A 25,034-nucleotide genomic window follows, 5' to 3' on the forward strand; every position below is an offset into this window, starting at 1 on the left:
TAAGTTCAAATTGATCCACTAAGTCTGGTGGGAGTAATAGCTTTAAAAGTTCAGTTTCCAAGTCATTCATTTAAACCACAAAACTAAAACTTATTAATCCATCCCCCCAGATTATTTGCTTGATCCCATTTTTTGTTTTCCGGCCCTTCCGCTTCAAGCCGTGCCGGCTTGGCGAAATCGCCGTAAAACAAAAAACCCGACTCTCGTCGGGCTTCGTTTTTTGATGGCGGAGAGTGAGGGATTCCCTTTATTCTCCGCCAAATGCCGTTTCTGAGCTCTATTCGATGATTCTTTCATAGCTTACGCTTAGTTTTTGTCCCCGGGACGTCCCCGCGACTCTGGTTCGCACTATCAAAAAAAAGGTTGATATCAACCTGGTATTTCTGCCTGAGCGCGGCCAGTACTTTCCAGTTCAAGTTCTGTGTACCCTTGACCATACGATGGATCGTAGGCTGGGAGACACCCGCTTCAGCGGCAAGATCTTCCTGCGGAATGTGGTTGGCCTTCATGACACTGGCCAGGCGCTCATTCGGTGTCATAGCTGGTCAAGTAAATCATTAAGGCGGCGGTCGTATTCAATCTCCGAGATCTTGCCGGCTTCGAAATCGGCTTTTAAGTCTTCGATTTGTTTGGGGATTGGTCGCGGATCGGGCTTGCTGAAGATGCTCCGACGGTTTTCAGAATAAGCCCTTTCCATACTTTCTTTATGTTTTTGAGAGAGTGCGGCAAGCCGCCTGATCTCTGCTTTGGCGGCATCAACCTCGGACTGCGGTGCATAGCCATTGCTCCTTGCTATCTTTTCGAAAGCCTTGTTTCCCGACTTTTTAGAGGAGCGAACTCCAATCATATAAATAATTATGAAAACGACAGCCGCGCCGGAAACTAATTCAGGCAGGCCAGGTAAAATCAATAAAGTGTTTTCTATCATAGATCTGCTAAACAGTAAAATGCTTTCTGAAAAGCGTTTCTGTTTTTTTCGTTCAGGAAGTCGCCGCCTTCACTATCCTTCTCACCAATAATCTTGAAAGCGGTTAACTTTTTGTTTCTAAAGGTTTCGGCTGCATCCTTATTTAAAACGACCGACATAACAACATAGTTATATTGTGGTTTCAGCTGAACCAAATTCGGAGCAGTGCCGAATCCTACGGCCTTTCTTCCGATAAGAGATTGATCATCAAAAATAAATATAACGCTATCAAGCTTCAATTGGACGTCGGACCTTGTCGATAGAAATGCTGCTTGTAAGGGCTTAGTCATGTAAGTGACAATGACGCTGTCAGATTGCTTGGCTATCATGAACTTTCCAATTGACGTCTTAGTGGACACGTACTTCAAAGATGAGCCCGGTATGGATTCTGTTTTACAGTCTTCTTTAGACCTTCCTTGTGAAAACGATACAATAGGGATCAGTGACAATATCACAAATATTAGCGATTTAGTTCTCATAGTCGTTATTTGTTAGTGTACTTGTCTTTTGGAACTGCATCAGTGACTTTAAAATCCTTATTAAAGGAAAATATCCATCTGTTCAGAATGAGCGCTCCCATTCCATTTTTAGCTCTAAAGGAGTGCTCAACAGTGTATCCCGAGACTGGAGCATCGTGAATTGTTGCCCGAAGGCTATCTAATTTCTGGCCGATAACAAACATACTGTCTAAATCCGCTTGCGCTTCTGAGCCGATAGCCGTGTCAGGCTTTAAATATAATCGGTCGCTCTTCGCTTTAAGGGCTTTGTACTCCGGGTTGCTTGTGAAGTCTCTCAGTGTATCGATCTTTCCGAAACTGACTGATTCATAGCTTGCAGGATCATTTGAATTTTCTTTAATAAATTGGTCTATTCCAGATTGAAACTTGGATTCGCTTGAGCAAGACGTCGCAATACTTAAAGCTATAAGGCCGGTTAAGAGCTTTCTCATATAGATTGGTTTTGGTTTACATGTCAGTTATAGCCTTGACGACATTGAAGATAGCAGTTATATCATCAAGATGCCAGGTGAAATCAGGATGCCGCACTTTGTCGGGGTTATGAGCTGAAAGCGTGATGGTTCCTTCTCGAAGATCCTGGGCAATGATTTTCTTGCAGGTAAGGCCCTCATCCCGATGAGCCACAATAAACGCGTTCCACCGGTGACTATGTAACCTGCTCTGCCAATGTTGGCGCTGAACTTCCCTTCCAACTGCTATTGATCCTTCGAATATGCTTGTCACTATATTATCTCTTGAGGTAAGGTTTTCCATGCTATCGCCTATTACCTCAAATCCTACATAGTTACCTGAATGTTTCTTTTCAACTGAGATCGCTTGTCGTACCAATGTGTCCATGTATTCCGGATCCCGGTATCCTCCAGGAAAGCCGCCGTATGCATATTCATAAACTATTGGGATGATAAGATTGATCTGTCCGTCTGAGGTCTCAGCGAACTTGCCATCATGGTCTTCCAGTGGATAAACAATCTCTGAGACGCGACGTGCATTATTTATATTGGTAAGGGCTGTACGGCTACCTTGACCTGATATTAACCAGGACAGGTCAAGTTCTGGAAAGGCATTAGAAATTTTTTCTAAGGAAGACCGTCTGATTGAGTCGCCGATATTATTCACGAACCCATTTGATAACCCTGCCTGCCGTTCGAAGGATCGGTTATCAAGCTTTATCTCTTTTATGAAGGCAACCAGCCTCTCCTTAATTGGAGTCATTAGAAAATTATTCTATTTAATAATCAAATAGTTACAATATTTTTTCTATCAAATTCTATTTATCTATTGCGATAGATTTTAATTCTATTGATATTTGTATTGTCAACACAACAAAGATAGAATAAAACAGGTGCTGAACGCAATACCTAACAAGTAGTACCACTAAAAACGCTGAACAATGACCATCAACCGCATCCCCGGAGGCCTCGTAAAAGGAGGGGAGTTTTTATCACTCGACGACAGGCCGAAGTTTATAACCGACGGCATCATGAGAGACCTTGCAGATTCCCCTGCATACGCTCTCGATCTGCTGCGTAAAAGCATGAACAGTCAGCCCAAGGTCGAAGCCGCTATAGAAAAGATGGTAGGTACCGATGACCAGGCAAAGCTTGAGCGATTTACTATGTGCCAATTTGGGGCGCTCAATACAGATCCCGATATCTGCGAGAACGGTACCCTGTCAGCACCTGAGTACGTACCCTGCCGGCACCGTGGATCCTGCGAGTTTGAAGGCATTGCCTGCAGCGCCATCATGGTCCGCTCTGGAATCTTCCTCACCAAAACAGAAATGGATGTGGCCAAGCTTGCCATACTTCCGGACCGCATCATCTCCATTGAGCTCGGCATGGCTGAGATGACAGTAAAGACCCATTGGAAAAACATTCGCCTGAAGATGGGACTGCAGAGCAAAGGCGAAATCATTCACTGGCTAACACAAAGAGGCATCATATAATGACAACATTGAAAGTAAAGGAAGTTACACCACCTGCCGTAAGATTCTCCTGGATGAACGAACTGGGCGGCATAGTCACCGAAGAGGAGCAAAGATCTGCTGAGCAGTACACCGCTATCGAGACCGATATCAAAAATGGCAAAGCCATTTATCCACTGATCAGCCGTGACTTGAAACTGAAATACCCTAATCGGGTGTACGCGACAGACTCTGTCAGCAAACCCGGCAAACTAATTATCTGGAGGCAGTCATGAAGGTAGCGTATCTGAAACCCGAAAAAGCCAAGCCTGAGGAACCCAAAGTAGATGTGGTGGCCATGTATCAGGCTGATATCCGGAAGGCCTGGAAAAAATACAAGGATCAGCTGATCGCACTGGGCTATACAGAAGAGAAGTATATCGAGAGAATCACAAAGGAACTTCAATAAAAAAGCCGGTAGGTACCAGCCACCGACTTTCCGCCCCGAAGGACTTTACATAACGTACTATGACAAAAGTAATCAATCTGAGCCTGATCGCCAAAGCAAATCGCGTGAAGCCGCTAATCAATTTCGAGACAATAATGCGCAAGTTTTTCCCCGCTATCCAGTTCTGCAGCTTCTGCCGGCAGCCGGTGAAGAGAAAGCAGAAGAGCGCTTACGGGACCTTCTGCAGCAGCACCTGCAAGCATGAGTATTTCGACCACTATGTCCGGCCGGAGATCGAAGCCAGGCGCGAAGATGAAAGGAGCAGCCATGTCGATTAACGTAGACAACCTTCAGATCAAGATCGACCGCGCAGTCGAAGAGATGATCCACTACGAGAAGTGCCTGAAGAACCTGCAGTCAGCAGTGAACCGGTACAAATCACTGGAGAACTCTGACTACTACACAATCTTCGCCAGGCACGGCGAAAAGGAAACAGATCTGGCCGTGGCCATGAGGGACATTCAAAACTGCCTGGACACGGCAAATGGATCGATCAGACTTTTTCAGCACAGGGAGGAGCTTAGCTCATGAGAAAGCATCGATCAATTCAGCGGACGGTGTATCCGGTCGACTATGACAAGAACAATCCGATGCCCGGCTTCAACGCCTGGACTGAATACATTTTTAGAGAGGTAAACAAGGACCTAGGACCAGGGCAGCAGCTCATTCTTGTAGCAAACAGAATAATCAACCAACCAACCAAAGTAAAATCAAATGGACCACAAAGACCTACCGGAACTACATGATCACAGTGATCTTGATCCGAAACCTTACCAACGCCCGATCACCGAAGAAGAGATGATCAAAGGCGACAGAGTTGTAATCGGCATGCTGATCATCGCAGCCGTCTGTCTCGCAGTTCTTTTAAGCACCCTTAATTCATAACGTACCCATGTCACTCATTAAAAAACCCGCCGAACTAAACGTTCAGGCATTCATTAAGGCCCTAATTTATGGACAACCGGGCCTTGGCAAAACAACCCTTGGCTTGTCAGCCCCTCGACCCCTTTTATTAGATTTTGACGGAGGCGTACATCGCGTTCGGACAGAACACCAAACAGACACTGTTCAAATCTCCAGTTGGCAAGACGTGATAGATCTGTTGGAAAACGAAGATCTCAGCGCTTACCAATCATTAGTTATCGATACAGCTGGAAAGGCATTGGACTTCATGTCTGAATATCTGATCAAGAATGATCCAAAGCTCGGCCGCGCTGATGGTGCACTGACCTTACAGGGATATGGGTCACGCAAGGTACTATTCAAAAATTTCCTCAAGAAGGTTGCAATCATGAAAAAGCACCTGGTGTTCGTTGCTCACGACACTGAAGAAAAAAACGGAGACCAAAAAATTGTTCGTCCTGAAATCGGTGGATCGTCATCGGGAGATCTTATCAAAGAACTTGACCTGGTTGGATACATGCAGGCTATCGGAAAGCAGCGTACGATATCATTCGATCCGGAAGAGCGCTACTATGGCAAAAATACCTGCCAGCTTGATCCCGTTATCGGAGTGTCTGAACTGGAAGAAACAACTCCCAACATCCTGCTTTCGACCATCTTCGATTCATATGCTAAGAACTTAGCTAAGCGCCAGGAAAAGGCGAAAGAATACAATGACCTGATTGATCTTATCGCTAAGGCAGTTGATGGTTTGCAAAACGCAGAAGATGCAAATCTTTTCGTCATCTGGATCGACAACATCGAACACATATGGGACTCCAAATACCAAGCGCGCAGGCTTTTCGGGAAGAAAGTGAAAGAGCTCGGACTTTCCTTCGATAAAGAAAGCGGTGAGTTTAGCGATCCTGTAGTAGAGGAAGCTCCCGAACAGGACATCGTGGAAACGGAGACACCTGAGACCGATGTCGAAGCACCGGAATCTGATGGTGCTGATACGCAGGTAAGCGAAGAAGATGTTCAACCCGAACAGGTGATCGAGGTTGTGGAGGCTGAGTCAAAAAAGGCAACTCCTAAATCTGTGCAAACACCATCTATTCCAAAAGCAACACAGAAAAATCTTTTCGTAGAAGAACTTAACGCAGACTAACCATGACGACACCCAGGTATAAATTTTACGCTACCCTCCTTGATGCCTATAGCTGGTATCTACAGAGTGAACAAGACAACGCGTTCCAGGAGTTCATAGATAAATTGAACCGGGTGCCGTTTGTCTCCGAAGCTGCTGATCGGGGGACTGCTTTTAATGAGTTGGTAGATTATTTAATTGAGCGGTTCGGGATTGAAGATCAACTGCCGTCAGATCCTAATATCTATAAGCAGACTATTCGGAAAAAAGAGGTGTATACCTATCACTATACAAGCCGCGAGGGAGTTCAGTATATATTCGATTTCCCGGTAGACATAGTAGACAAGTTCGTAGTGACCTATGCAGCAGCGGTGCCTCAGCTGAGAGTCTCTGCCATACTTCCGACAATCTTCGGACCGGTAGAGATCTATGGAAATCTTGACGAGCTGATCGAAGACACAATTGCTGATATCAAGACGACTAAAAGCTATACGTTTCCGAAATACCTGAACAATGCGCAGCATTTGGTTTACCCTTACTGCTTTCATTCTGAAGGATTAGACATCAAAACGTTTCGCTACCACGCGACTGACTTCTCGAATATCTACGTGGAGGAATACATATTTAATCCAGACCGCGATATACCCAGGCTGCAGCGTTGGGTAGAGGATCTCATAAGGTTCGTTAACCAACATCGCGCCTTAATTACAGACACGAAAATCTTTGCCTTAGATGAACCGGATAGCGTACCTGTCTGAGGATATCTACAGCAGCTTCAAAAAAGGCAAACGCTACGGCAAAAAGGGGGACCGCGTGACGGTGATATCGGAAAGCGGGCATGTGGTGATCGTGGAGCCCGAGCAGGGAGTGCGGTTCCCCCTTCTTAAAACACAATTAATTACAACATGAATAGAATTGTCAAAGCATCAATCACTGCCGATATGGTAGTGGAAAACATCGGCCTGATGGAAACCATGGAAGGCCGTGCGCACCGTGAGCATAAGGGTATCAAATGCGACTGGATCGCGCACGAAGATCTTGTAAACGCCTTCAAAGCATTGACACCTCACGTTGCTCTGATCTGCGAGCTTCCGGAAGCGGAAGGTGCCGGGCTGGAAGATGAATTCGAAAGTCTTACCGTAAAAGGCTTCAGCATCGGCGGAGAAGAAGATCATGAAGGTATCACTATCACAGCCACCAGAATCTTAGTAAGTGGCCTGACCATGAATATCAACACGCCTTTTGTCAAATGGACAGATGGATCATACCTGCATATCACTGATCTGGCCTCAGCGGCCTATCAGCTCCAGGAAGAGGTAAACCTTTATTACCAGGGCAAGCAAGCACCGAAGCGCCAGCTGGAGATGTTCGCAGACGAGATGGAGGCAGAACTCAGCCTAAGCGATGACGGCGTCGAAGAGCTTGCTGCAGAACCAAAGAAACGTGGCCGTAAGAAGGTCACAAAAATCGAATAAGATATTTCAGTGGGTAAGGCCTTGCCCCGGATCAGATGCTGGTCCGGAGCCGGGCACCACTTGACGGGGTGGCTATGGTTAGCAGTCCGGGGGTTCGAATCCCCCACACTCCGCGACGGCTCACAACCGCAATCGTTCTTTCTCCTTCAGCCTCGTGAACTGAGCTTTTTTATGCGGGCCGCGGTTATGGCCTATTTCCGCGGTCTTTTTAACGTAACGTACCACCACATTATATGAACAACTATTATTTCACCTTCGGGCAATCCCATTACAACAATGAGGGCCAGTGCATGAAAGACCACTGGGTCCGTGTCCAGGCATCAAGCTATGATCGCGCGCGCGGCGTGTTCATCGAAAAGTTTACCATCCCCTTCATGGACCGGGCAGACCGGTTCTCATTTCAGTATGACGAACGGGATTTCTCGAAACTTCGGGTATTCTACCCAAAGGGAGAGTTCATGACCATAAGTGAATAAATCATGAGCGGATACATCCTTCAAAGTAATTCAGCTTTCCAGATCAAGTTTGACTATTCCCCCAAGCTTATTGAGAAGGTAAAAGCATTGCCCGGGCGCCGGTGGAATGCTGGCGAAAAATGCTGGGAAGTTCCGGCTATCAATCGGATCGATGTTGAACGTTTTGCCTATGCCAACAACTTTACATTTGGTTTGCCGGTTGAGCAGCAGTTCGATATCCCGGCAATGCCTGAGCTGCAGGTGGACATCCCGCTAAAGATGGAGATGTTCCCGTATCAAAAGCAAGGCGTTGCTTACGCCATCCAAAAGAAGCGTACCATCATCGGCGATAAGCCAGGCTTGGGAAAGACTGTGCAAGCGATCGCAACGGTCCTGCACTACAATGCCTTTCCCTGTATCGTGGTGTGCCCGTCAGCATTAAAGGAGAACTGGCGCCGGGAGTGGGCTGAGAAGTGGACCAGCAAAAAGGCGATGGTGTTAACCGACAACATCCGGACGACCTTTCCCCGCTACTGGGAGGCAGGGCTCGCGGATGTTTTCATCGTTAACTACGAAAGCCTGAAAAAGTTCTTTGTAAAGAGCATGCCGGCCAAGGGTGAAAAGAAGCGGCTGACCATAAAGGATATCGTTTTCAAGCAGCAGATGGTTGAGATGTTCAAGTCGGTGATCGTAGATGAAAGCCACCGCTGCAAATCCTTCGGTACACAGCAGACCAAATTTGTAAAAGGCCTGGCCAACGGCAAGGATATTATCCTGCTATGTACCGGTACGCCGGTGATGAACAAGCCTGTCGAACTGGTACCACAGCTGGGCATCCTTGATCAGTTGGATCCATTTGGCGGATACAAAGGTTTTATAAACCGCTACTGTGCAGGTCCCAATAACGCAAGCAACTTGAAGGAGCTCAACTATAAGCTGCGAACCAACTGCTTCTACCAGCGGGACAAGTCTGAGGTACTGAAAGATCTTCCTGCAAAGATGCGCCAGATCGTGTACTGCGAGATTGATAACCGAAAGGAATATGTAGCTGCGGAAGCTGATCTAATGAACTACCTGATCCAGTATCAGAACGCCGATGACGAGCGGGTTGAGCGGGCTATGCGCGGGGAGATCATGGTCAAGATGGGGATCCTTAAAAACATCAGCGCCCGCGGCAAGCTGCAGGATGTATTTGATTTTGTTGAGGACATAATCGCATCAGGCGAAAAGCTTGTACTCTTCGCTTACTTGAAGGATATCGTCGGAGAGATCAAGCAACGTTTTCCCGGCTGCGTAACTGTAACCGGTGATGACAACGAAAAGCAAAAGCAAGCAGCTGTCGATACGTTCCAGAATGATCCGTCATGCAAGCTATTCGTCGGCAACATCATCGCTGCCGGTGTAGGCCTTACCCTTACTTCAGCTTCGCGTGTGGCTTTTATCGAACAATGGTGGAACCCTGCGATCATGGATCAGTGTGAAGACCGGTGTCACCGGATCGGCCAGCAAGATTCTGTGAATTGCTTTTACTTCCTGGGAAGAGAAACGATTGACGAAAAAATCTATGAGATCATTGACCGCAAACGTGTCATGGTGGCCAACGTCACCGGATCAGAAGAGCAGGTCCAGGAGAGCGTGATCGATGATCTGATCAACCTATTCAATCAAAAGTAAGGTATGAGCAGGTTTTCAGATTTCGGTCTACAGGAGAAAAAGACTGCAGAAGATGTCGGTACCGAAGGTGGCGATCGCCTGTGCCTTTGGTGTGATTCGAAAGTTCGAACCGGCTTCAGTATGTGCTTTGCAAACTTCGTGATCTGCGGACCGTGCGCAGCTTCAAGGTCTCACACAATCGAGTGCGATGTTACCTGCGAGAAGTGTTTCAAAAAGAATGTAGAGGCCTACCGGTGTCATGCAACTTACAGTGTATCGTGGCATCTGTGCTATGAGTGTATAGAGTGGGCTGACACATACCTCAACAGCGACCGCATGCAGCGCTTCAATGATCAGATCGTTGCCTTCCGCAAGATCGCCGGCGGTCATGCGAACCTGATGCAGATCTGCACGCTGGTGCGTGACCGCGCAATAGACCTGTCTGCCGAAGATGTTGACAGGATCTTCACCGGTGAAAAGAATGCCGCTCGCCTTATCAAACGAACAAACAGCCTAATCGATCAGGGCTTTACTACAGCCCTGGCCACTGATATAATCAATTACCAGAACATGGGAAAAAAACAAGACGTACAAACCATCAGCGCCCCGGCGCTGCAGTTCGTTCCGCTGGATCAGATCCGCGTGAATAAACTAAACCCCCGCAAGACCTTCGACCAGGATGCGCTTGCGGAACTGACGGAATCCGTCAGGAAGCTTGGAGTGATCCAGGCATTAACACTCCGGCCATATGTATTGGGTTCCGGTTATGAATTGATCTGCGGCGAACGCCGGTATCATGCAGCCATTGCTGCAGGGCTTACCGAAGTGCCAGCCAGTATCCGTGACCTGAGCGATCAGGAAGCCATGGAGATGATGGTGACAGAGAACCTGCAGCGCAAAGATGTGCATCCCTTGGAAGAGGCTGAAGCTTTTAAGTTCATGATCAAAAGCATGAACTACAGCCTAACGGATATCGCTGCAAAGATCGGCAAGGGCAATCAGTTCGTGGCCAGACGCCTGCTGCTGAATGACCTGACGGATGACTTGAAAGCAAAGTCTAAATCAGAGGAGCTGCCGATCGGCCACGCCGAAGTATTGGCTCGCCTGCAGCCAGACTTTCAGTCTGTGTGGTATGAGCAGAAGTTCGGTAAAGAGCCCGGTTACTGGGAGCGAGGTGCCGGCACTTTAAGTTCGCTAAAGCAATGGGTAGGAACTCATGCGACAAATGATCTGTCAAAGGCAACATTCGACATTACTGAGCCAGGCTTTGCCGGTGTGGCAACTCCCTGCACGACATGCCCTAAAAATTCGGCCTGCATGATCGTGATGTTCGAAGACGATAAGCCCGCCACCTGTACCGATCCAAAGTGCTTTTCCATTAAGCGCGACGCTCAGGCAAAGATCGACCTCGACAGGGCACTGGCCGACCCTGATGTTCAACTGATCAATTACGCGTACAATGAGTCGTCCCTTTGCAAGCAACTCAAACAGGACGGCCACATGTTCCTAAATTATCAAGGATGCACATGGGTTGATAAGCCTGAGCGAGACAATGTTGACCGTGAAGATTTTGAGACAGATGAAGAGTTCAACCAGGCGCAAAAGGATGCTGAAGCGGAATACCACGAGGAAGTTGCCGACTTTAAAAAGAAGATCTCTGACGGAGTGGTTACCAGGGTGTATGATGTATACAGCATGCGGTTCGGTTATGTGAGGATATATTCCAATAGGGCCTTAGGTACTCAAAGTGGCCCGCCCTCGATCGATATGCAGGTGGCTGATCAGGAGCAAAAGAAAAAGCGTGGCCGCGAGCTCGACAACGAGAAGGTTATGAAGAAGCTGGTTGACCATCTAAAAGATCATAGCATCATGACTGATCAGACCAAGCCGCTGGATCCGCGCGAGATGAATGCCCTGATCGTACTTGCATATGAGAATCTCGGATACGGCAATTTTAAAAATAAGATACACGAATTGCTTGGGTTGCCGTCAACATTCTATGCATACAATACCGGTGGACAGCAGCTGTTCGAAGCCATCAGTAAGGCATCGGACGAGGTCAAAGCTTTGATCGTTCGCCGGGCCCTTTACAACAAGTTCTCCGGTATCTCTTCCGGAGGTATCAATCTTGGCGTAACGTTCAACATGGCGCAGGTCTGGTGCAATCCGGAGTACTGGCGGATGCAGCTTGATCAGCAAGGAATCCGCGAGCGCCGGGAAGCCAAAATCGATGCGCGTATCAAAGAACTGAAGGGAGGTGCTGCATAATGGAATCAACAATAAATTATGATCAGTTCAAGTCCATCATCAGCAATCGTGAGGTAGATACCAGACATGTGCGCAAACTGATCAAAGCGATCGCTGAAAAGAATCTCCTGCACTTAAACCCGATCATCTGCAATGAGCAGCTGGAGGTGATTGACGGGCAGCACCGACTTTGTGCTGCTGAGGCATTAGGGGTACCGATCTACTTCGTTATCGACAACCAGGTAGGCAAACAGGATATAGCAGCTATCAACAGCAATGCGAAGAACTGGAACACCATGGATTACATCAACTACTGGACGATCGAGAAGAGAAACGGCTTTGACCGCCTCAGTGCCTTCCTTAGTGAGAATCCTCTTATCCAGCCCAGCACGGCCTTGATGCTCCTGTCTTCAGACGGGCGCCGGAATATCCCTGCATTACGTGAAGGTGTGGTAGACGTAAGCAATTACGCCTTTGCCAAAGACGTGGCTGGTATCCTGAAGGAGTACCGCAACTACATCGACTTTGCTTACGACAGGAACTTTGTCCTGGCCGTGATCACCATGCTAAATACACATGGCTACGATCATGAGATCATGAAGGGTAAGATCGAACTGCAGCCCCGCAGCCTGGTCAAATGCATCAACCACAAGCAGTATGTGGAGATGCTGAAAGAGATCTACAATTACAAAGCACAAAAGAGCCGACTGGCATAATCATACCGAATGAGCAACAATAAATCAGAATCCTCTTCATACCAGTTCACCCGGGCCTGGTTCGACTTTGCATTTGAAAATCAAGGCAAGGTTTCGGGTAACCATACAGCTATGTATCTGTGGTTGGTTGAGCTGAATAACAGGATGGGATGGGCTGCTCAATTCGGTGCACCGCGCGATCAGACTATGGCGGCAGCCGGCATATCATCGCCGAACACTTATAAGAAAGTATTCAATGATCTGGTTGAATGGGGCTTTGTGTATGTAGTGAAAGAAAGCAAAAATCAATGGACTGCTAACGTAGTTGCTTTATCAAAAATTGATGGGGCACTGTATACGGCACTTGATAAAGCACGATACCGGCACGTGACGGAGCACGATACTGGCACTATGCACGGCACTGTAAACATAAATAAACCCTTAAACCCTAAAACAAAGAAACAAGTAAACATTGAAACAATACCTGATGAGGCTGAAGCCATCATCGAGGTAGATGCCGATGACTATGCCTTTGAAGATTTTTGGAACGACTTCGACAAGAAGGTTGGTGATAAAAGCAAAATCAAAAAAAAATGGGAGAAGCTCCGCAAGTCGGAGCGGCTCCTGATCAAGCAGCACCTGCCGCAGTACATAGCCGCACAACCAAACAAGCAGTACCGGAAGAATCCGGAAACCTACATCAACAACAAATCCTGGAACGACGAAATTATTTTGAGACATGAACCTGCAGCACAACAAAAACCAACAGCAAGCTTTGAGCAAAAGCAATCCGGTGTACGAGATCTTGCTGCAAAATCCGCAGAGTTTCTACGCCAGTTTGGCACCTCGAACGATTGATGATTGCCTGAAAGCACAAACGCCATCCCTTGCCAAGATCCGCAGTGACTTTGGTGACAAGGGAAACCTGATCCTGATGGCCGTACTCAACGTAATGGTCAGTGACCTGGTCACCTTCTTCAACCTGGGCAAAAACATGAACGATGAGCAGGTTAAGATAACCGTCCAGTTGATCATCGAAGATTACTGGTACCTGAAGCCTGAAGACTTCAAGTATTGCTTTTCACAGGCAAAGCGCGGGGTCTACGGGAAACAGTATGACCGGCTTGATGGCCAGGTTATATTGAGCTGGCTCGAGCAGTATTCGAATGCCCGGGCCGATCAGGCCGACGCCATCAGCTACCGGCAGCATGATCAGATCAAGTACGGGCAGGAGCTCCAGAACCGCGGCCGGGCGGACCAGTACCGGCAAGACAATGAACAATACACTGAGCAGCTGCGGCAGCACATGGTGAACAACTTAAACAAACAGTAATGACAGACGAGGATTTTAACAAGGCGATCGCAGAGGTCGACAAATTATACGAGCAAACAATGGTTCAGTTCATAGCTGCCTTAAATGGCGATGCTGAAAGTAGAAGCCAAGTTTTAGACAACTTATCCGCCTTAGCAGAGGTTGCCCGTACCGGCATCGAGAGCATGCGCGATATCAGTCAAATTCACAAACAAGATGTGTAAGATCATCATCGGCATTGACCCTGGTGTAAACACCGGCGTTGCCATCTACAACAAATCAACCAAGCAGCTGGAAGAGGTCCGTACCTGCCTGCTGCATGAAGCTTTTGAGCTCGTCATCAGCTATCGGTCCCTGATCACCATGGTCAGGGTAGAAGATGCCCGGCAGCGCAAATGGTTCGGTGCTCGTGCCGAAGCCAAGCAGCAAGGTGCAGGCTCCGTAAAACGGGACTGCGGTGCCTGGGAGGACTTCCTTGTAGCAAAGGAGATCCCGCACGAATTCATCGCCCCCGTAAAGGGCACCACGAAGGTCACAGCAGCATACTTTGCTAAGCTGACCGGATGGATCAAGAAAACAAGTAATCACGCCAGAGACGCTGCAATGCTCGTCTGGGGCTTTTAACAATTCACATCATGAAACAATTTGATTTCAATACTCTGATGACCGAAGCGCTGATCGACTCCGGTATCAAGATCGCCGTTAAAAAGACACGTGTTCACAAAGGCAAGCATGCGCCAGAAGGGAAAGTATATTTCGTGGCCACAGCCTCCAGAGGCAAGAAGAAGTTCCAGGCCTGGATACTTAAGGATCTGGCCGATCTGACACCCGATATAGAACATGCCATCAAAACTGAGCTTGAGGTTAAGATGAAGGATATACTCAAAGGCGGCATCGCGGCTACAAAAAGATGAGTGCACAGAATAACGGTCGACTGGCTAAGGCATCCAGTCATTTAAATTTGGCAGCCCTGTCCTTTTGGATGTGCTTTCCTGTTTTATATCAAATGTCCCTTGAGCGAAGTGAACCTTTAGTGATGATTCATACGTTGTGCCATATTGATCCTTATAACTGATTGTAGTAGTGAACCAAGGCCTATCGAAATTTGAAGCCACTTCAGGGTATCTTAGCCAGAAGTCATAGGTCTTGTCAGGATTCAACTCAGAGTGTGAATAAATTGTTGATGTTTCATCAATACCTATTTCCGATCCGCGTAATAGTGAAGCCGTTATTTTAATTTCTTTAGCAGTATTATTTTGAACATTCACTACTATCCGTACCGAACTATGCCCAAAGTTTGCGTATGCCAGGGATAGCTTAGGACGAATAGATTCAAGAAATTTCTCACTTTCAATCCTTGCGATCATTTGCTGCATTTTTTGAACCTCTAATTGCGAGTTGAGTGTCTTTCTTAAATATAACAGGGTAACAATAGCGGCAGTGACCGTAGCGACTTCCGAAACGTTCCCCCAGACACCAGAGTCAAAGGGCTCAAACCAGGATTTATCTATGAACATATCATTTTGATTTTTTCATGCTTAGTATTATGACTGCTAAAAAAACGTCAGCGGATGGCACAAATTAAAAGCTCTAATTGTTATATTTGAGACAGGGATGAATATGACCCCGTAAGGGTCTTAATCAGGCCGCTACCTTCGAGTAGCGGCTTTTTCATTTTCCTCTACCCGGTCAATTAAAGCTTGAAAGTCATCCATGCCAAACCCGTCCGTTTTGAACTTGCTCTTCGGTGTGTCTTTGGTAAAGAACACCCTCCATCCAGCAGCGCCTTCCTGGGTCCTAAAGACAATTGTGCCCAGGTAATAATCGTTCGCCATGATCTGATAAGATTGGCCGCCGCGTTCTCTATTGAGACTCATGATAGCACGGTAGTCGCCGAAGTCTGCCGGGAATTTGACTATGTTTGTCACCCCACCCAAGTTGCTAGGTTTGATATTACTCCAGTACGCCTTTGCCAGTTAGCAAGCGCTATCGAAATCCCAACTGGCGACAAATTGAAATTTTTATACTCTGTGTTATTGAATATCTCACGAAGCTTCACATATCCAGGAAAACGATCGCTTAATAATCTAACAACTTCATCTTCGGTCAGAAGGTTGCCTCCGTGTAATGCCAAAATATCGGGCCATTCATGTTCAGGGTAACCATATTGACTCAGAAAAGGAGTGATCTGATCTTTAGATTCGAATCCAAGAATCATATTTTCAGGAACATGAAAACTTGGTATCAGATGTGCATTCAATCCAGCTGATGAGAATCTTTCTAATTCATTGCTCTGAAATCCTTTGTCAAAGTAGATTTGGTAATTTGACAGTACCAACTTCTCGTAAGGGTTAAAAGAACCGACTATTTTCGTGACAAGCCCGAGGTACTCAAGAAATTCTATGTCTGCATTGACTTCAGCAATATTGACGTGATTAACTAATTGAAATAGCGGTTCCAATCGTTCCATTAACCCGTCGAAATTTTTACAAAGAAGCTGTTTCGTCAAAAAGAAATGCTGCGTGATAGTTAATAAATCCATTTGGTGGATTGACAATTTAGGGGCTAGCCTCAAACCTTCATCTAAAACAGCTTGTCTTCGATTCCTAATTGGAGATTTTGCCCGGTCGATTAACATTTGAACAAGCATGTCGGCAAGTTCTGGATCCCCGGCCTTGGCATATTCTTTCTGAGCATTGAATAATGAATCTTGCATGCCCGGTTGCTTAAACTCGTCAAGCGCCCCCTGATTCTCTTGTTGAAGTCTTTCAACTAGTTTGGTGGTAATTTCTTCAGCGCGTTCAGATGCTATCTTGGCTGCTTCGTTTTTAAGATCTATAAAGTTTGATCTAAATAGATCCAAAAACAGCTCTTTCACATCCGAATACGATAGACCATAATTGTTATTGTTAATTGTTTGCGCCTGATTGAACTGCGATTGATCGCCCCCGCTTGCCGAATTGCTGCTATCGGTTCCTAACATCTTTGCCATGGTTAATCGTTATATCGCCGGCACTCTGATTGACATTGGAATCTTTTCCGGTATTAACATTGAATTTATTTATGGTCTTTTGTTGTTCTGCCTTCGAATCGCCAGGCTTGAACATAGCATAGCAAAGAGCTAGGGAGGAGATACATACGGCGACAACTGGTTGAACCGATCGGTCCAGATATAGCCAGGCGAGACAACAAGCCAAGGCTATGGATGTAGCAATTTTGAGAAACATGTAATTCAGATTTACTCAAATATAACGATGGTAACCCCATTTACCAATACCCCGTCATAATCTGTCGGTGCGTGAAAAAAAAATCTTTCGATTATTATACATATATGTATATTTTTGCGTATGTACCAGCCTGCACTCACCGACAATGTCCGATAGCCTATCAAACAAACCTGTAAAAGTCTCCCAGCTAGAGAAGTTGAAGCGCCTGCGCAAAATTCAGGAGTGGATCCTTGATGACTTCAGTCACCGGGATATCGTGGCTAAAGGTGTTGCCGAATGGGACGTATCTGAACGCACTGTCGAGCGGTACTATTCCGATGCCTTCAAAGAGTTTCGCGAGCGTACCAGGTTCGATACTGAGCACCTCAAAGCTTACTACAAAAGCCGCAAGCGTAAGCTCATTCAGGACATGGATCCGGTGCTGAAGAAAACACCTGCAGGTGTACGCGCCATCAATAAGGTCCTTGATTCCATGGCAAAGATTGATGGCATCGTAATCGATAAGGTCGAGCTATCAGGGCCTGATGGTGCGCCTATCGCTACCCAGACATCCATCGACATGAGCAACCTTACCGATGATCAGCTCAAAGCATTAGCAGCTCTCAAAAGATCTTTGCGTAACCCTTCATAAAGATGACACTTGACGCGCTCCTTGATATCGATGAAAAGGACGTCAATGCCGAAATGTTCCGGCGTGGCGACTTCGATTTCATTACCGTGCGCGATGGGGGCGATGCATACGTAAATGAGAAGGGTGAGCTGCGTTACAAGCACCTAAAACAGGAGGCTGCACTTCGTTCCCTTACCGATCAGAGCAGCAACGAGATTGTATACGGTGGTGCTGCAGGTGGCGCCAAGACATGGACCGGCTGTGCCTGGGTGCTCTTCAGTGCTTACCTGTATCCCGAAACCAAATGGTTCATCGGCAGGGACGAGCTGAACAAGATTGAAAGCACGACCCTGCTTACCTTTCACCGGGTGGCCAAGACATACGGATTCATTCGGGGTGTAGATTATCAGTACCTGCAGAAAGGTCACTGCATCAAGTTTGCCAACGGATCGCAGATCGACCTGCTGCAGCTCAAGTACATGCCGAAGAAGGATCCACTATTCGAACGGTTTGGCTCCCTTGAGTACACCGGTGGCTGGATGGAAGAGGGTGGTGAATGTCATTTCGGTGCCTTCGATACGCTCAAGTCTCGTGTAGGTCGTATGAACAACGACCGGCACCGTCTGGCCCGGAAGCTGTTCGTTACCTGCAATCCTAAAAAGAACTGGTTATACAGGGAATTCTTCAAGCCTGCCGAGAAGGGCATGCTGCTCGACTACCAGGTGTTCATCCAGTCATTGGTATCCGACAACCCATTTATCGAATCTGGATACGTTGAGGGCCTGCTATCCATCAAGGACGTAGCCAGGAAGGAAAGGCTGCTGAAAGGAAACTGGGATTACGATGATGATCCCGCGGCTATCATGCCGTACATCAATATCAACGACCTGTTCACCAACCAGCATGTGCTGCGGACCGGTATCAGGTACATTACTGTCGACGTGGCCAGACAAGGAAAGGATGCAACCAAGATCTATGTATGGGATGGCTTTGTCTGCTTTGAACGGCATACCCTCACTAAAGCCGGTACCGATGTCGTGGAACAGAAGATCAAGGACCTGGCCAATAAGTACAACGTCCCTATGTCCCGGGTTGTGGTTGATGCTGATGGCATTGGTGGCGGCGTTGTGGATCATCTCAAATGCCAGGAGTTCCTTAACCAGTCAACACCGTTCGAAAAGGAGAACTATGCCAACAAACGGGCGCAGATGTACTTTGCATTGGCGCTCCTGGTCAATGCCGGTGGAATGTACCTGGAAGGTTGCGAGCCAGAACTTAAGGAGCAGATATCCCTGGAGCTATCCGTCATCAAAAAGAAGAACCTGGACGGTGATGGTAAGGACGATATCATCGACCGTAAGTCGATCATTGAGCTGATAGGGAGCTCACCAGATAACGCCACATGCCTGATGCTACGGATGTTCTTCACTTACTTCAAGCCGATTAAAAAACCAAAATACTCACTCGTATGAAGATACCTATTACAATAGCCTTCGCAGACAAGAAGGACAAAGTCTATTACAAAGACCTCAAGGTGCCAACCGCCTGGGGAGATCTTACCCTCGGCCAGCTCATTGATATCAGCAAGCTGGATCCGAATGCCAAGAATCGGAAAGCTGAGGTGTATAGCATCATTACCGGTTTAACCCAGAAGGAGATTTTATCGGCGACTGATCTTGACTACTGGCAGCAAGTCGAATCAATGCTGAGCTTCCTGCAGGTAGAAGCCGACTTCAAAGTTTATCCGGTACCGACATCAGTTGAATTCCGGCTACCAGGTGATGACACCGGAACATTCGATCGTTTCGCTGCCAGGGTACCTGCAGATCTAAGACTGGAAACGTTCGGTCAAAAGGTTGCCCTGGAAGAGTTGGTCCGTCATGTAGATCCATCCGATGCCGGTGATATCAACCTGCTGCCGATCATGCCGGAGGCGTTGGCCATTTACTTCTATCCAATCATCACAGGTGAGCCGTTCGACGATGAAAAGGTGGAGACGGTCATCGACTTGATGAAAACCTTACCTGCCAAGCATGCGATGCCGATCGCAGGTTTTTTTTTAAGCAATTATACGCTATCATCGACCACGAGCGACGAGAGCTAACCGGCAAGCTTAAGCCGGAGCAGCTGCAGGCAGGCATCCGAAACATGGATAAATACGGGCTGCTCAATTCCGTTGATGTACTGGCGGGTGGCGATATCGCAAGATGGAACGATATCATGCGCATGCGATATGAGAAGGTGTTTGTAAAGCTGATGATGAATAAGGACCTGGTTAATTATCAGGAGCGATATGCAGAAATCATGCGCAAGAAATAATTATTTTTAACTTAAATTATACATATATGTATATTTCAGACATTGTAAAGGAACTTTCTGCTGCGGCAGGTCTCACTTTTTACCATGGTCCCAAGGACTACCAGAACATTCAGGACCAGTCATCGGCCACCATCTTACCGGTATGCTACCTGTCAATGCCGATCAGATCCAGACGCACCAGAACCCGGGCCGGCTTCGGTACTCCCAGCTACTACATCGAGGTTCTGTTTGCTGATGCTTCGCAGCTGCAATGGGAGACTGATGAACACCTGCAGGTGATCAAGAACATGGAGACAGTTGCCGATAGGTTCCTTAACAGCTTATTGAATCATCCTGCAGTAAAGGACGTTTCGGAACATGAATTCATTGAGGTGATCAATCTGTTCGACATGAACCTTTCCGGGATCATTGCCAACATAACTGTCCAGATAAATGATATCAGACCGAACTGTCCATGAGCAATTTCAATCCAGACAGCGAGCTGATCAGGGAATTCTTTGAAAGGCTTGCAGACAACATCCGGAACGAAAGTATCGCCCAGGGAAGAGTCGCCACCGGGCGCACGATCGACAGCATCCAGACGCTGATCACGACATCAATCGGTGCGCAGCTAAGGGCAGATGCCAATATTATCCGGACGGAGTACGGTACCAGCCCAAAGGAAGCGCAGGAGCAATCATACAGCAGCCTGGTTGATGCCCTGATTGAATGGATGGCAGCAAAGGGGTTGAGGCTAAACCCGTATGCTTTGGCTCACTCCCTTCGCAAGCGTGGATCCAGGCTTTACCAGCAGGGCGGGCAGTCGGGCGTGCTGAGCAACTTCATCCGGGAGGATAACATAAATGACTTCAGCGAGAAGCTGGCAACAAAATATTTGCGGGAGACCGCTTCACTCTTATTTCCATAACCATGGCAGACTATCAATTCATCGACACCTTCTCAATCTTTACCGGTGGCAATGGCACTCAGGTCATTGTTTTCGTTAACCGGGTGGCCCCTTACGATATTCAGATCGAATCAACTGGCGGCATCATAACTGATCTGGAGCCAGGTAATAATAACCGCGGTTATATTTCAGGATCTGCTATCTATGACTTCTGTGACGGAACTACCAAGGTTTCCACCGTTGCATCTAACGAATATCCGTACGCCTCAAGCAGCTTTGATCTAAATTCAGAGTCGTGCGGATACAATGGCGGCGGGGGCTGTACGCTCTATGTGCAGTCTATTGAGGTCAATGGCATGACCGCGCAGATCATTCCTGCCGGCTTCACCGATATCAACAATCTGGAGTATTCGTTTGACGGAGTAAACTACTCAGCATCTAATGCGAAGGTGTTTGATGTTCCTGGAACTTATGACGGTTACGTTCAGGAGATATCAGGAGGTTGTTGGGCAGCTAAAAGCTTCCAGATTGTTGCACCTGGTCAGGAAAAGATCAGGGTTGTATCGGTAACAGCGACTGATCAGACGCAGGAGTTTGTAAACGATGGATCTGCAACGATCGAGGCGGTATCTTCTTTCGGACCTATACAGTATTCGATCGACGGCCAGACCTGGCAGAACTCAAATGTGTTCGAGAATCTTGCTCCAGGTGATTACATGGCCTATGCGAAGGACACAACCAGCTTCCAGGATGGAAAGGCTTTTACTATCCGGGCAAAGTTTCAGATGTTGTTCGAAACGCCGGCATTTGAGGTGTCAGCTGGCAACGTTTCTAAGTGGATAGCAGCGCACAATCCAATCATCTTCAAGTTTATGCGCCGCGATTACGAGATTGAGGGCATCCTTCCTTTTCCGAATGCCAATGCTCCGGATAAGAAGCCGCTCCTGGTACTGAAATCAAACCCTGCAGGTGTGGAGAATGGCGGTACGATCATCGTTCAGAGCGAAAAGTATAAGGGAACGTTTCGTGTTGTTGAGGTGGTAGGCAAGAATGTGGTGCTCGATACGCCATGGCTGGAGCAATCTGCATCAAATGGCTTCGTGATCACCAAGGCAAAAGTGAACTATCGCATTGAACTTAAGATCCAGACCGGCATCGGTCCGATCAAGGATGTGGTACTGGGTTCATTCTCTCCGGATCCTGCCGGCATTGTTACCTGCAACATCCAAAGCAAGCTCAAGAACCTGGTAAGCAGCCGCAACGACTTCAATTATGATGCTGTCAACTGGAGAGACCTTAATGCTGCAGGATCTTTCGAGCTTTTCTACCGGCAGCTGTGGGATGGCGTTGATACAGCGCCATGGACACAGGTACCTGAGGCCTACTATTTCACCAACTCAGCAAAGCAGCTGGGTGATCAGCTGGGTAGTAACATGGGTCAATACGTACTGTTTCCCTCATATCCAGCTGGCGCTGCGAAAGCAAGATTTCTGACAACCTTTAAGACCGCGCGCTGGTTTGTTGGGTATCCCTTTGACCTTTCTTTCATTTACTCGGACGCTGTCTTAGGTCATGATCTATACCTGTCAGAGACATTGCTTGATGTAAACGGCCAGGTGATCCAGTTGCCTGAGTTCACGATCATGATGAACCAGGATGATACGGCATTGATGAACGAAGATAATTCGCTAGTTCTGATCGAGCAGCAGTATGAAGGCTTTGAACCGATAAGCAAGGCGCTTGGCATTCATCGCCTGATGGTGTCTGACCTGATCTTCAGCGGAATCTTTAAGAGGGTAAGTATCGGCCGGATGGATAACGGGGTTTACACGGCATTGACCGAGGAAAAGAAGGTGATCATTGACAATGCTTGCAGAGACAAACCGGTGTACCTGGCTTGGATCAACACACTTGGCGGCTGGGATTACTGGCTGTTTGAAAGAACGCAAAAGGTTACGCTTGCATCAGGCAACATCAAGACGTATGATGTGTATGCTGAGAACCTGAGCACAACCTTTTCCAGTACTGAGACGATCAGCAAAGAAGCATCTGACAAGGTTACTGTTGGTGCAACGGTCGATCTGGAGACTTTCCTGAGCTTACGCGCGGTGATCTATTCCCCAAAGGTTTTGATGCTAATCGGGCAGCAGCCGGTTAGGTGGCTGACGGTGCAGGTTGAGCAGACCTCAGCTGCTTATGAGACCAAAGACGGTGTAGCAGATCTGGAGTTCTCATTTATCCTTCCATCTATCAATATCCAAAGTAACTGATATGGGGCAGCTATACATAAACGGGCGCCTGATGGACTTCAGCGATAAGACCACGGTGGCCATGACCAAGCAGATTAACGATATCGGCAGCATCGATAAGGTGAAGGGAGATACAACCAACCAGTTCAAGCTGCCGGCAACGCAGAATAATATGGAGGCACTTGGTTTACCTGGTGACGTTTCCCTGAGTGCGGGTCAAGAATATCGCCTGCTGCCAGCGAAGTACATTGAAAACGGTGTGGAAGTGATACCGGTAGGTCAGGCAAGCATTGAGGCAGTGAACGAATTTATTGAGGTGAAGATCTTGTCAGGGAATGTTGAGTTCTTTGACCTGCTCGACGGAAGTATAAAGGATCTGTTCACCCCCGAGTTTGAAGCAAAGTTCGGTCTGCCATCACTTGATCACGCTTGGAACAGGGCAACGATTCTGGCATCTCTAAGCAATACGAGCGGCTACATCTATCCGATCGTAGATTACGGTAACCTGGTTAACAATAACCGGTTGGTTGACTGCAGAGCGCAGCGCCCGGCCGTGTTCGTTCATACCATCGTTGACAGGATCATCAAGCGCACCGGCTTCAAACCGGTTGGGGATGTCTTTAGCGATCCGGACTTTCTAAATGAGATACTGCCGTTTTCCGGTGAGAAGCTGGAGCAACCTGATAAGGCTGGTGGATCCTTCGTATTGAAGACAGTAAAGACTGATAGCCAGTTTAACCTTTCAAACCAGTTCTTTCAAATCACGATGCCGAATGCTGGTGTCGACAATAATGGCGGCAGCTGGGAAAACAACCGGTATACGTTCAAAAAGTCCGGGACCGTCAAGCTTTCAGTCAAGATCCTGGCTGAAGCAAATACCGGTAAGCCGACACCCTTTACCATTGGCATCCAAAAGAACGGTCAGGTAACCCAAATGCCTGGCATTGGCAGTGTGCCAGTGTGGATATCGCACGGTACTGGTAGTGTAGTAGATGACGAGATAGCGACCTTAGAGTTTCAGACCGATGATATTCCCTTTGATGCCGGCGATTACCTGCAGCTGTGGGGGTTTAGAAACAACCAGGGCTTTCACCGGAGTTTCTACATTCAACCAGGATCATTCTTTCAGGTATTGCCAGGGATTGCGTATTACAATTCCCAGGTATCGATCAAGTCCGTGCTTCCTGATCACAGCATCAAAGATTTTCTGAAGAACTGGATGTACCGGTTCTGCGTGATCGTGCAAACCGACAATTTGAAAAAGACAGTTTCCTTCAGGTCGTTTGCGGACCTGGTTGGCAACATACAGCTGGCCAAAGACTGGAGCGACAAGCTCGATGCCGGTTCGGTGGCTCAGCGTGAATTTAGCATAGGCAGCTATGCCCAGGTGAATACGTTCGCCATGAAGGAAGATGAAACGGTACCGGAAGGCTTAGGTACTGGGAGCCTGGCGATCGATGATCAGACGTTAGCTGCAAGTAAAACGGTCGTGACTTCAATCTATGCAGCATCGGAAACGGTTTACCGCCTGCAGGGATATCCTGTAGCAAAGATTGCAAAGATCAGTGCTGCAGATCTGGAGGCAAACAAAGTAGACTTTACGGTCAAGACGGAACAGCGGATCCTGCGAATCATCCGGATGGACAATGATGCTGCAAACCCGGTGGTCTACCATCAGGGAGATACTGCAGATAAGCAGTTCAGATATGTGGCGCTTCCCTTCACTTACTTTAACAACCAGGGGCTTGCCAATGGTTTAGGCTTCGATCAGATCCTGGCCACCAGGTACGTGGAGTTGGCGCATACGCTGCGGCAGTCAAAGCGCATTACTGAAAGCATTCGGCTGAATGAAACCGATATCGCTGAGTTCGATTTTTTCGTTCCGGTTTTCCTGCGGAAGCATGCGGCCTATTTCTATGTGAACAAAATAAACAACTACCAGGACGGGATCCCGACCAAGGTGGAACTAATAAGACTTTAA

General features: G+C 47.5%; 35 protein-coding genes. 27 read left to right on the forward strand and 8 right to left on the reverse strand.

Features of this window, described 5'->3' with window-relative positions; translation table 11 throughout:
* Positions 1 to 293: 293 nt before the first annotated feature.
* The 5 genes from EJV45_RS05330 to EJV45_RS05350 form a co-directional block, all read right to left on the reverse strand.
* Positions 294 to 539 (reverse strand): helix-turn-helix domain-containing protein, encoded by a 246-nt coding sequence (locus EJV45_RS05330; RefSeq protein WP_129714631.1) that lies wholly within the window; start codon positions 537 to 539, stop codon positions 294 to 296.
* Entirely contained in the window at positions 536 to 928 is a 393-nt protein-coding gene (locus EJV45_RS05335; RefSeq protein ID WP_129714632.1) for a hypothetical protein, read from the reverse strand. Before EJV45_RS05335 ends, EJV45_RS05330 begins: the two co-directional genes overlap by 4 nt.
* Complete coding sequence (locus tag EJV45_RS05340) at positions 925 to 1,296, reverse strand: hypothetical protein (protein ID WP_129714633.1); 372 nt, start codon at positions 1,294 to 1,296, stop codon at positions 925 to 927. The genes EJV45_RS05335 and EJV45_RS05340 overlap by 4 nt, the downstream gene beginning before the upstream one ends.
* Before the next feature lie 155 nt (positions 1,297 to 1,451).
* The gene (locus tag EJV45_RS05345) at positions 1,452 to 1,916 is read right to left on the reverse strand and encodes a hypothetical protein (RefSeq protein WP_129714634.1); all 465 of its coding nucleotides are present in this window, start codon (positions 1,914 to 1,916) and stop codon (positions 1,452 to 1,454) included.
* A 16-nt stretch (positions 1,917 to 1,932) separates the two neighbouring features.
* The gene (locus EJV45_RS05350) at positions 1,933 to 2,697 is read right to left on the reverse strand and encodes a hypothetical protein (protein WP_129714635.1); all 765 of its coding nucleotides are present in this window, start codon (positions 2,695 to 2,697) and stop codon (positions 1,933 to 1,935) included.
* A gap of 178 nt (positions 2,698 to 2,875) precedes the next feature.
* On the opposite strand from EJV45_RS05350, the gene EJV45_RS05355 reads away from it, so the two are divergent.
* The 19 genes from EJV45_RS05355 (at position 2,876) to EJV45_RS05430 (ending at position 14,676) form a co-directional block, all read left to right on the forward strand.
* Positions 2,876 to 3,430 (forward strand): helix-turn-helix transcriptional regulator, encoded by a 555-nt coding sequence (locus tag EJV45_RS05355; protein WP_129714636.1) that lies wholly within the window; start codon positions 2,876 to 2,878, stop codon positions 3,428 to 3,430.
* Positions 3,430 to 3,684: a hypothetical protein gene (locus EJV45_RS05360; protein WP_129714637.1), complete on the forward strand. Its 255-nt coding sequence runs from the start codon at positions 3,430 to 3,432 to the stop codon at positions 3,682 to 3,684. Before EJV45_RS05355 ends, EJV45_RS05360 begins: the two co-directional genes overlap by 1 nt.
* Positions 3,681 to 3,857: a hypothetical protein gene (locus tag EJV45_RS19425; RefSeq protein ID WP_165304985.1), complete on the forward strand. Its 177-nt coding sequence runs from the start codon at positions 3,681 to 3,683 to the stop codon at positions 3,855 to 3,857. Before EJV45_RS05360 ends, EJV45_RS19425 begins: the two co-directional genes overlap by 4 nt.
* Before the next feature lie 59 nt (positions 3,858 to 3,916).
* Positions 3,917 to 4,174: a hypothetical protein gene (locus EJV45_RS05365; RefSeq protein ID WP_129714638.1), complete on the forward strand. Its 258-nt coding sequence runs from the start codon at positions 3,917 to 3,919 to the stop codon at positions 4,172 to 4,174.
* On the forward strand, positions 4,164 to 4,427 hold the full coding sequence (locus EJV45_RS05370) for a hypothetical protein (RefSeq protein ID WP_165304986.1): 264 nt from the start codon (positions 4,164 to 4,166) through the stop codon (positions 4,425 to 4,427). The genes EJV45_RS05365 and EJV45_RS05370 overlap by 11 nt, the downstream gene beginning before the upstream one ends.
* A 183-nt stretch (positions 4,428 to 4,610) precedes the next feature.
* A complete protein-coding gene (locus EJV45_RS19430; RefSeq protein ID WP_165304987.1) occupies positions 4,611 to 4,781 on the forward strand; it encodes a hypothetical protein in 171 nt (56 codons plus the stop codon).
* Positions 4,782 to 4,788: 7 nt separating this feature from the next.
* Complete coding sequence (locus EJV45_RS05375) at positions 4,789 to 5,946, forward strand: ATP-binding protein (protein WP_129714640.1); 1,158 nt, start codon at positions 4,789 to 4,791, stop codon at positions 5,944 to 5,946.
* Positions 5,947 to 5,948: 2 nt separating this feature from the next.
* Complete coding sequence (locus EJV45_RS05380; protein WP_129714641.1) at positions 5,949 to 6,683, forward strand: HNH endonuclease; 735 nt, start codon at positions 5,949 to 5,951, stop codon at positions 6,681 to 6,683.
* On the forward strand, positions 6,658 to 6,834 hold the full coding sequence (locus EJV45_RS19435) for a hypothetical protein (protein WP_165304988.1): 177 nt from the start codon (positions 6,658 to 6,660) through the stop codon (positions 6,832 to 6,834). Before EJV45_RS05380 ends, EJV45_RS19435 begins: the two co-directional genes overlap by 26 nt.
* Positions 6,831 to 7,400, forward strand: a complete 570-nt coding sequence (locus EJV45_RS05385; RefSeq protein WP_129714642.1) for a hypothetical protein — start codon at positions 6,831 to 6,833, stop codon at positions 7,398 to 7,400. Before EJV45_RS19435 ends, EJV45_RS05385 begins: the two co-directional genes overlap by 4 nt.
* 233 nt (positions 7,401 to 7,633) lie before the next feature.
* Positions 7,634 to 7,876, forward strand: coding sequence for a hypothetical protein (locus EJV45_RS05390; protein ID WP_129714643.1), 243 nt, complete (start codon positions 7,634 to 7,636; stop codon positions 7,874 to 7,876).
* 3 nt (positions 7,877 to 7,879) lie between these two features.
* Complete coding sequence (locus EJV45_RS05395; protein ID WP_129714644.1) at positions 7,880 to 9,529, forward strand: DEAD/DEAH box helicase; 1,650 nt, start codon at positions 7,880 to 7,882, stop codon at positions 9,527 to 9,529.
* Between the two features lie 3 nt (positions 9,530 to 9,532).
* Positions 9,533 to 11,776, forward strand: a complete 2,244-nt coding sequence (locus EJV45_RS05400) for a ParB/RepB/Spo0J family partition protein (protein WP_129714645.1) — start codon at positions 9,533 to 9,535, stop codon at positions 11,774 to 11,776.
* Positions 11,776 to 12,471 (forward strand): ParB N-terminal domain-containing protein, encoded by a 696-nt coding sequence (locus EJV45_RS05405; RefSeq protein ID WP_129714646.1) that lies wholly within the window; start codon positions 11,776 to 11,778, stop codon positions 12,469 to 12,471. Before EJV45_RS05400 ends, EJV45_RS05405 begins: the two co-directional genes overlap by 1 nt.
* Before the next feature lie 9 nt (positions 12,472 to 12,480).
* On the forward strand, positions 12,481 to 13,308 hold the full coding sequence (locus EJV45_RS05410; protein WP_129714647.1) for a hypothetical protein: 828 nt from the start codon (positions 12,481 to 12,483) through the stop codon (positions 13,306 to 13,308).
* Positions 13,289 to 13,783: a DUF6633 family protein gene (locus tag EJV45_RS05415; protein WP_129714648.1), complete on the forward strand. Its 495-nt coding sequence runs from the start codon at positions 13,289 to 13,291 to the stop codon at positions 13,781 to 13,783. The genes EJV45_RS05410 and EJV45_RS05415 overlap by 20 nt, the downstream gene beginning before the upstream one ends.
* A complete protein-coding gene (locus EJV45_RS05420) occupies positions 13,783 to 13,986 on the forward strand; it encodes a hypothetical protein (RefSeq protein ID WP_129714649.1) in 204 nt (67 codons plus the stop codon). The genes EJV45_RS05415 and EJV45_RS05420 overlap by 1 nt, the downstream gene beginning before the upstream one ends.
* Entirely contained in the window at positions 13,979 to 14,386 is a 408-nt protein-coding gene (locus EJV45_RS05425; RefSeq protein ID WP_129714650.1) for a hypothetical protein, read from the forward strand. The genes EJV45_RS05420 and EJV45_RS05425 overlap by 8 nt, the downstream gene beginning before the upstream one ends.
* An 11-nt stretch (positions 14,387 to 14,397) precedes the next feature.
* A complete protein-coding gene (locus EJV45_RS05430) occupies positions 14,398 to 14,676 on the forward strand; it encodes a hypothetical protein (protein ID WP_129714651.1) in 279 nt (92 codons plus the stop codon).
* Between the two features lie 24 nt (positions 14,677 to 14,700).
* Here EJV45_RS05430 and EJV45_RS05435 read toward each other — a convergent pair whose 3' ends face one another.
* From EJV45_RS05435 to EJV45_RS05445, 3 genes are all read right to left on the reverse strand, one after another.
* Positions 14,701 to 15,279 (reverse strand): hypothetical protein, encoded by a 579-nt coding sequence (locus EJV45_RS05435; RefSeq protein ID WP_129714652.1) that lies wholly within the window; start codon positions 15,277 to 15,279, stop codon positions 14,701 to 14,703.
* Positions 15,280 to 15,411: 132 nt separating this feature from the next.
* Positions 15,412 to 15,690, reverse strand: a complete 279-nt coding sequence (locus tag EJV45_RS05440; protein WP_129714653.1) for a hypothetical protein — start codon at positions 15,688 to 15,690, stop codon at positions 15,412 to 15,414.
* Entirely contained in the window at positions 15,687 to 16,754 is a 1,068-nt protein-coding gene (locus EJV45_RS05445; RefSeq protein ID WP_129714654.1) for an LPO_1073/Vpar_1526 family protein, read from the reverse strand. The genes EJV45_RS05440 and EJV45_RS05445 overlap by 4 nt, the downstream gene beginning before the upstream one ends.
* A gap of 380 nt (positions 16,755 to 17,134) precedes the next feature.
* Here EJV45_RS05445 and EJV45_RS05450 point away from each other — a divergent pair, with 380 nt between their 5' ends.
* From EJV45_RS05450 to EJV45_RS05480, 8 genes are read left to right on the forward strand one after another with little or no spacing between them, the layout of a single operon-like run.
* The gene (locus EJV45_RS05450; RefSeq protein ID WP_129714655.1) at positions 17,135 to 17,620 is read left to right on the forward strand and encodes a hypothetical protein; all 486 of its coding nucleotides are present in this window, start codon (positions 17,135 to 17,137) and stop codon (positions 17,618 to 17,620) included.
* Between the two features lie 2 nt (positions 17,621 to 17,622).
* The gene (locus EJV45_RS05455) at positions 17,623 to 19,071 is read left to right on the forward strand and encodes a phage terminase large subunit (protein WP_129714656.1); all 1,449 of its coding nucleotides are present in this window, start codon (positions 17,623 to 17,625) and stop codon (positions 19,069 to 19,071) included.
* Positions 19,068 to 19,703, forward strand: a complete 636-nt coding sequence (locus EJV45_RS05460) for a hypothetical protein (RefSeq protein WP_129714657.1) — start codon at positions 19,068 to 19,070, stop codon at positions 19,701 to 19,703. The genes EJV45_RS05455 and EJV45_RS05460 overlap by 4 nt, the downstream gene beginning before the upstream one ends.
* A gap of 44 nt (positions 19,704 to 19,747) precedes the next feature.
* On the forward strand, positions 19,748 to 19,918 hold the full coding sequence (locus EJV45_RS19440; RefSeq protein ID WP_165304989.1) for a hypothetical protein: 171 nt from the start codon (positions 19,748 to 19,750) through the stop codon (positions 19,916 to 19,918).
* Positions 19,919 to 19,944: 26 nt separating this feature from the next.
* Positions 19,945 to 20,376 (forward strand): hypothetical protein, encoded by a 432-nt coding sequence (locus tag EJV45_RS05465; protein ID WP_129714658.1) that lies wholly within the window; start codon positions 19,945 to 19,947, stop codon positions 20,374 to 20,376.
* On the forward strand, positions 20,373 to 20,825 hold the full coding sequence (locus EJV45_RS05470; protein WP_129714659.1) for a hypothetical protein: 453 nt from the start codon (positions 20,373 to 20,375) through the stop codon (positions 20,823 to 20,825). Before EJV45_RS05465 ends, EJV45_RS05470 begins: the two co-directional genes overlap by 4 nt.
* A 2-nt stretch (positions 20,826 to 20,827) precedes the next feature.
* Complete coding sequence (locus EJV45_RS05475; protein ID WP_129714660.1) at positions 20,828 to 23,074, forward strand: hypothetical protein; 2,247 nt, start codon at positions 20,828 to 20,830, stop codon at positions 23,072 to 23,074.
* A 1-nt stretch (position 23,075) separates the two neighbouring features.
* Positions 23,076 to 25,034 carry a hypothetical protein gene (locus tag EJV45_RS05480; RefSeq protein WP_129714661.1) on the forward strand — a complete coding sequence of 653 codons (1,959 nt, stop codon included), beginning with the start codon at positions 23,076 to 23,078 and terminating at the stop codon, positions 25,032 to 25,034.

It is taken from the genome of Pedobacter sp. SYP-B3415, from assembly GCF_004138205.1.
Lineage (GTDB): Bacteria > Bacteroidota > Bacteroidia > Sphingobacteriales > Sphingobacteriaceae > Pedobacter.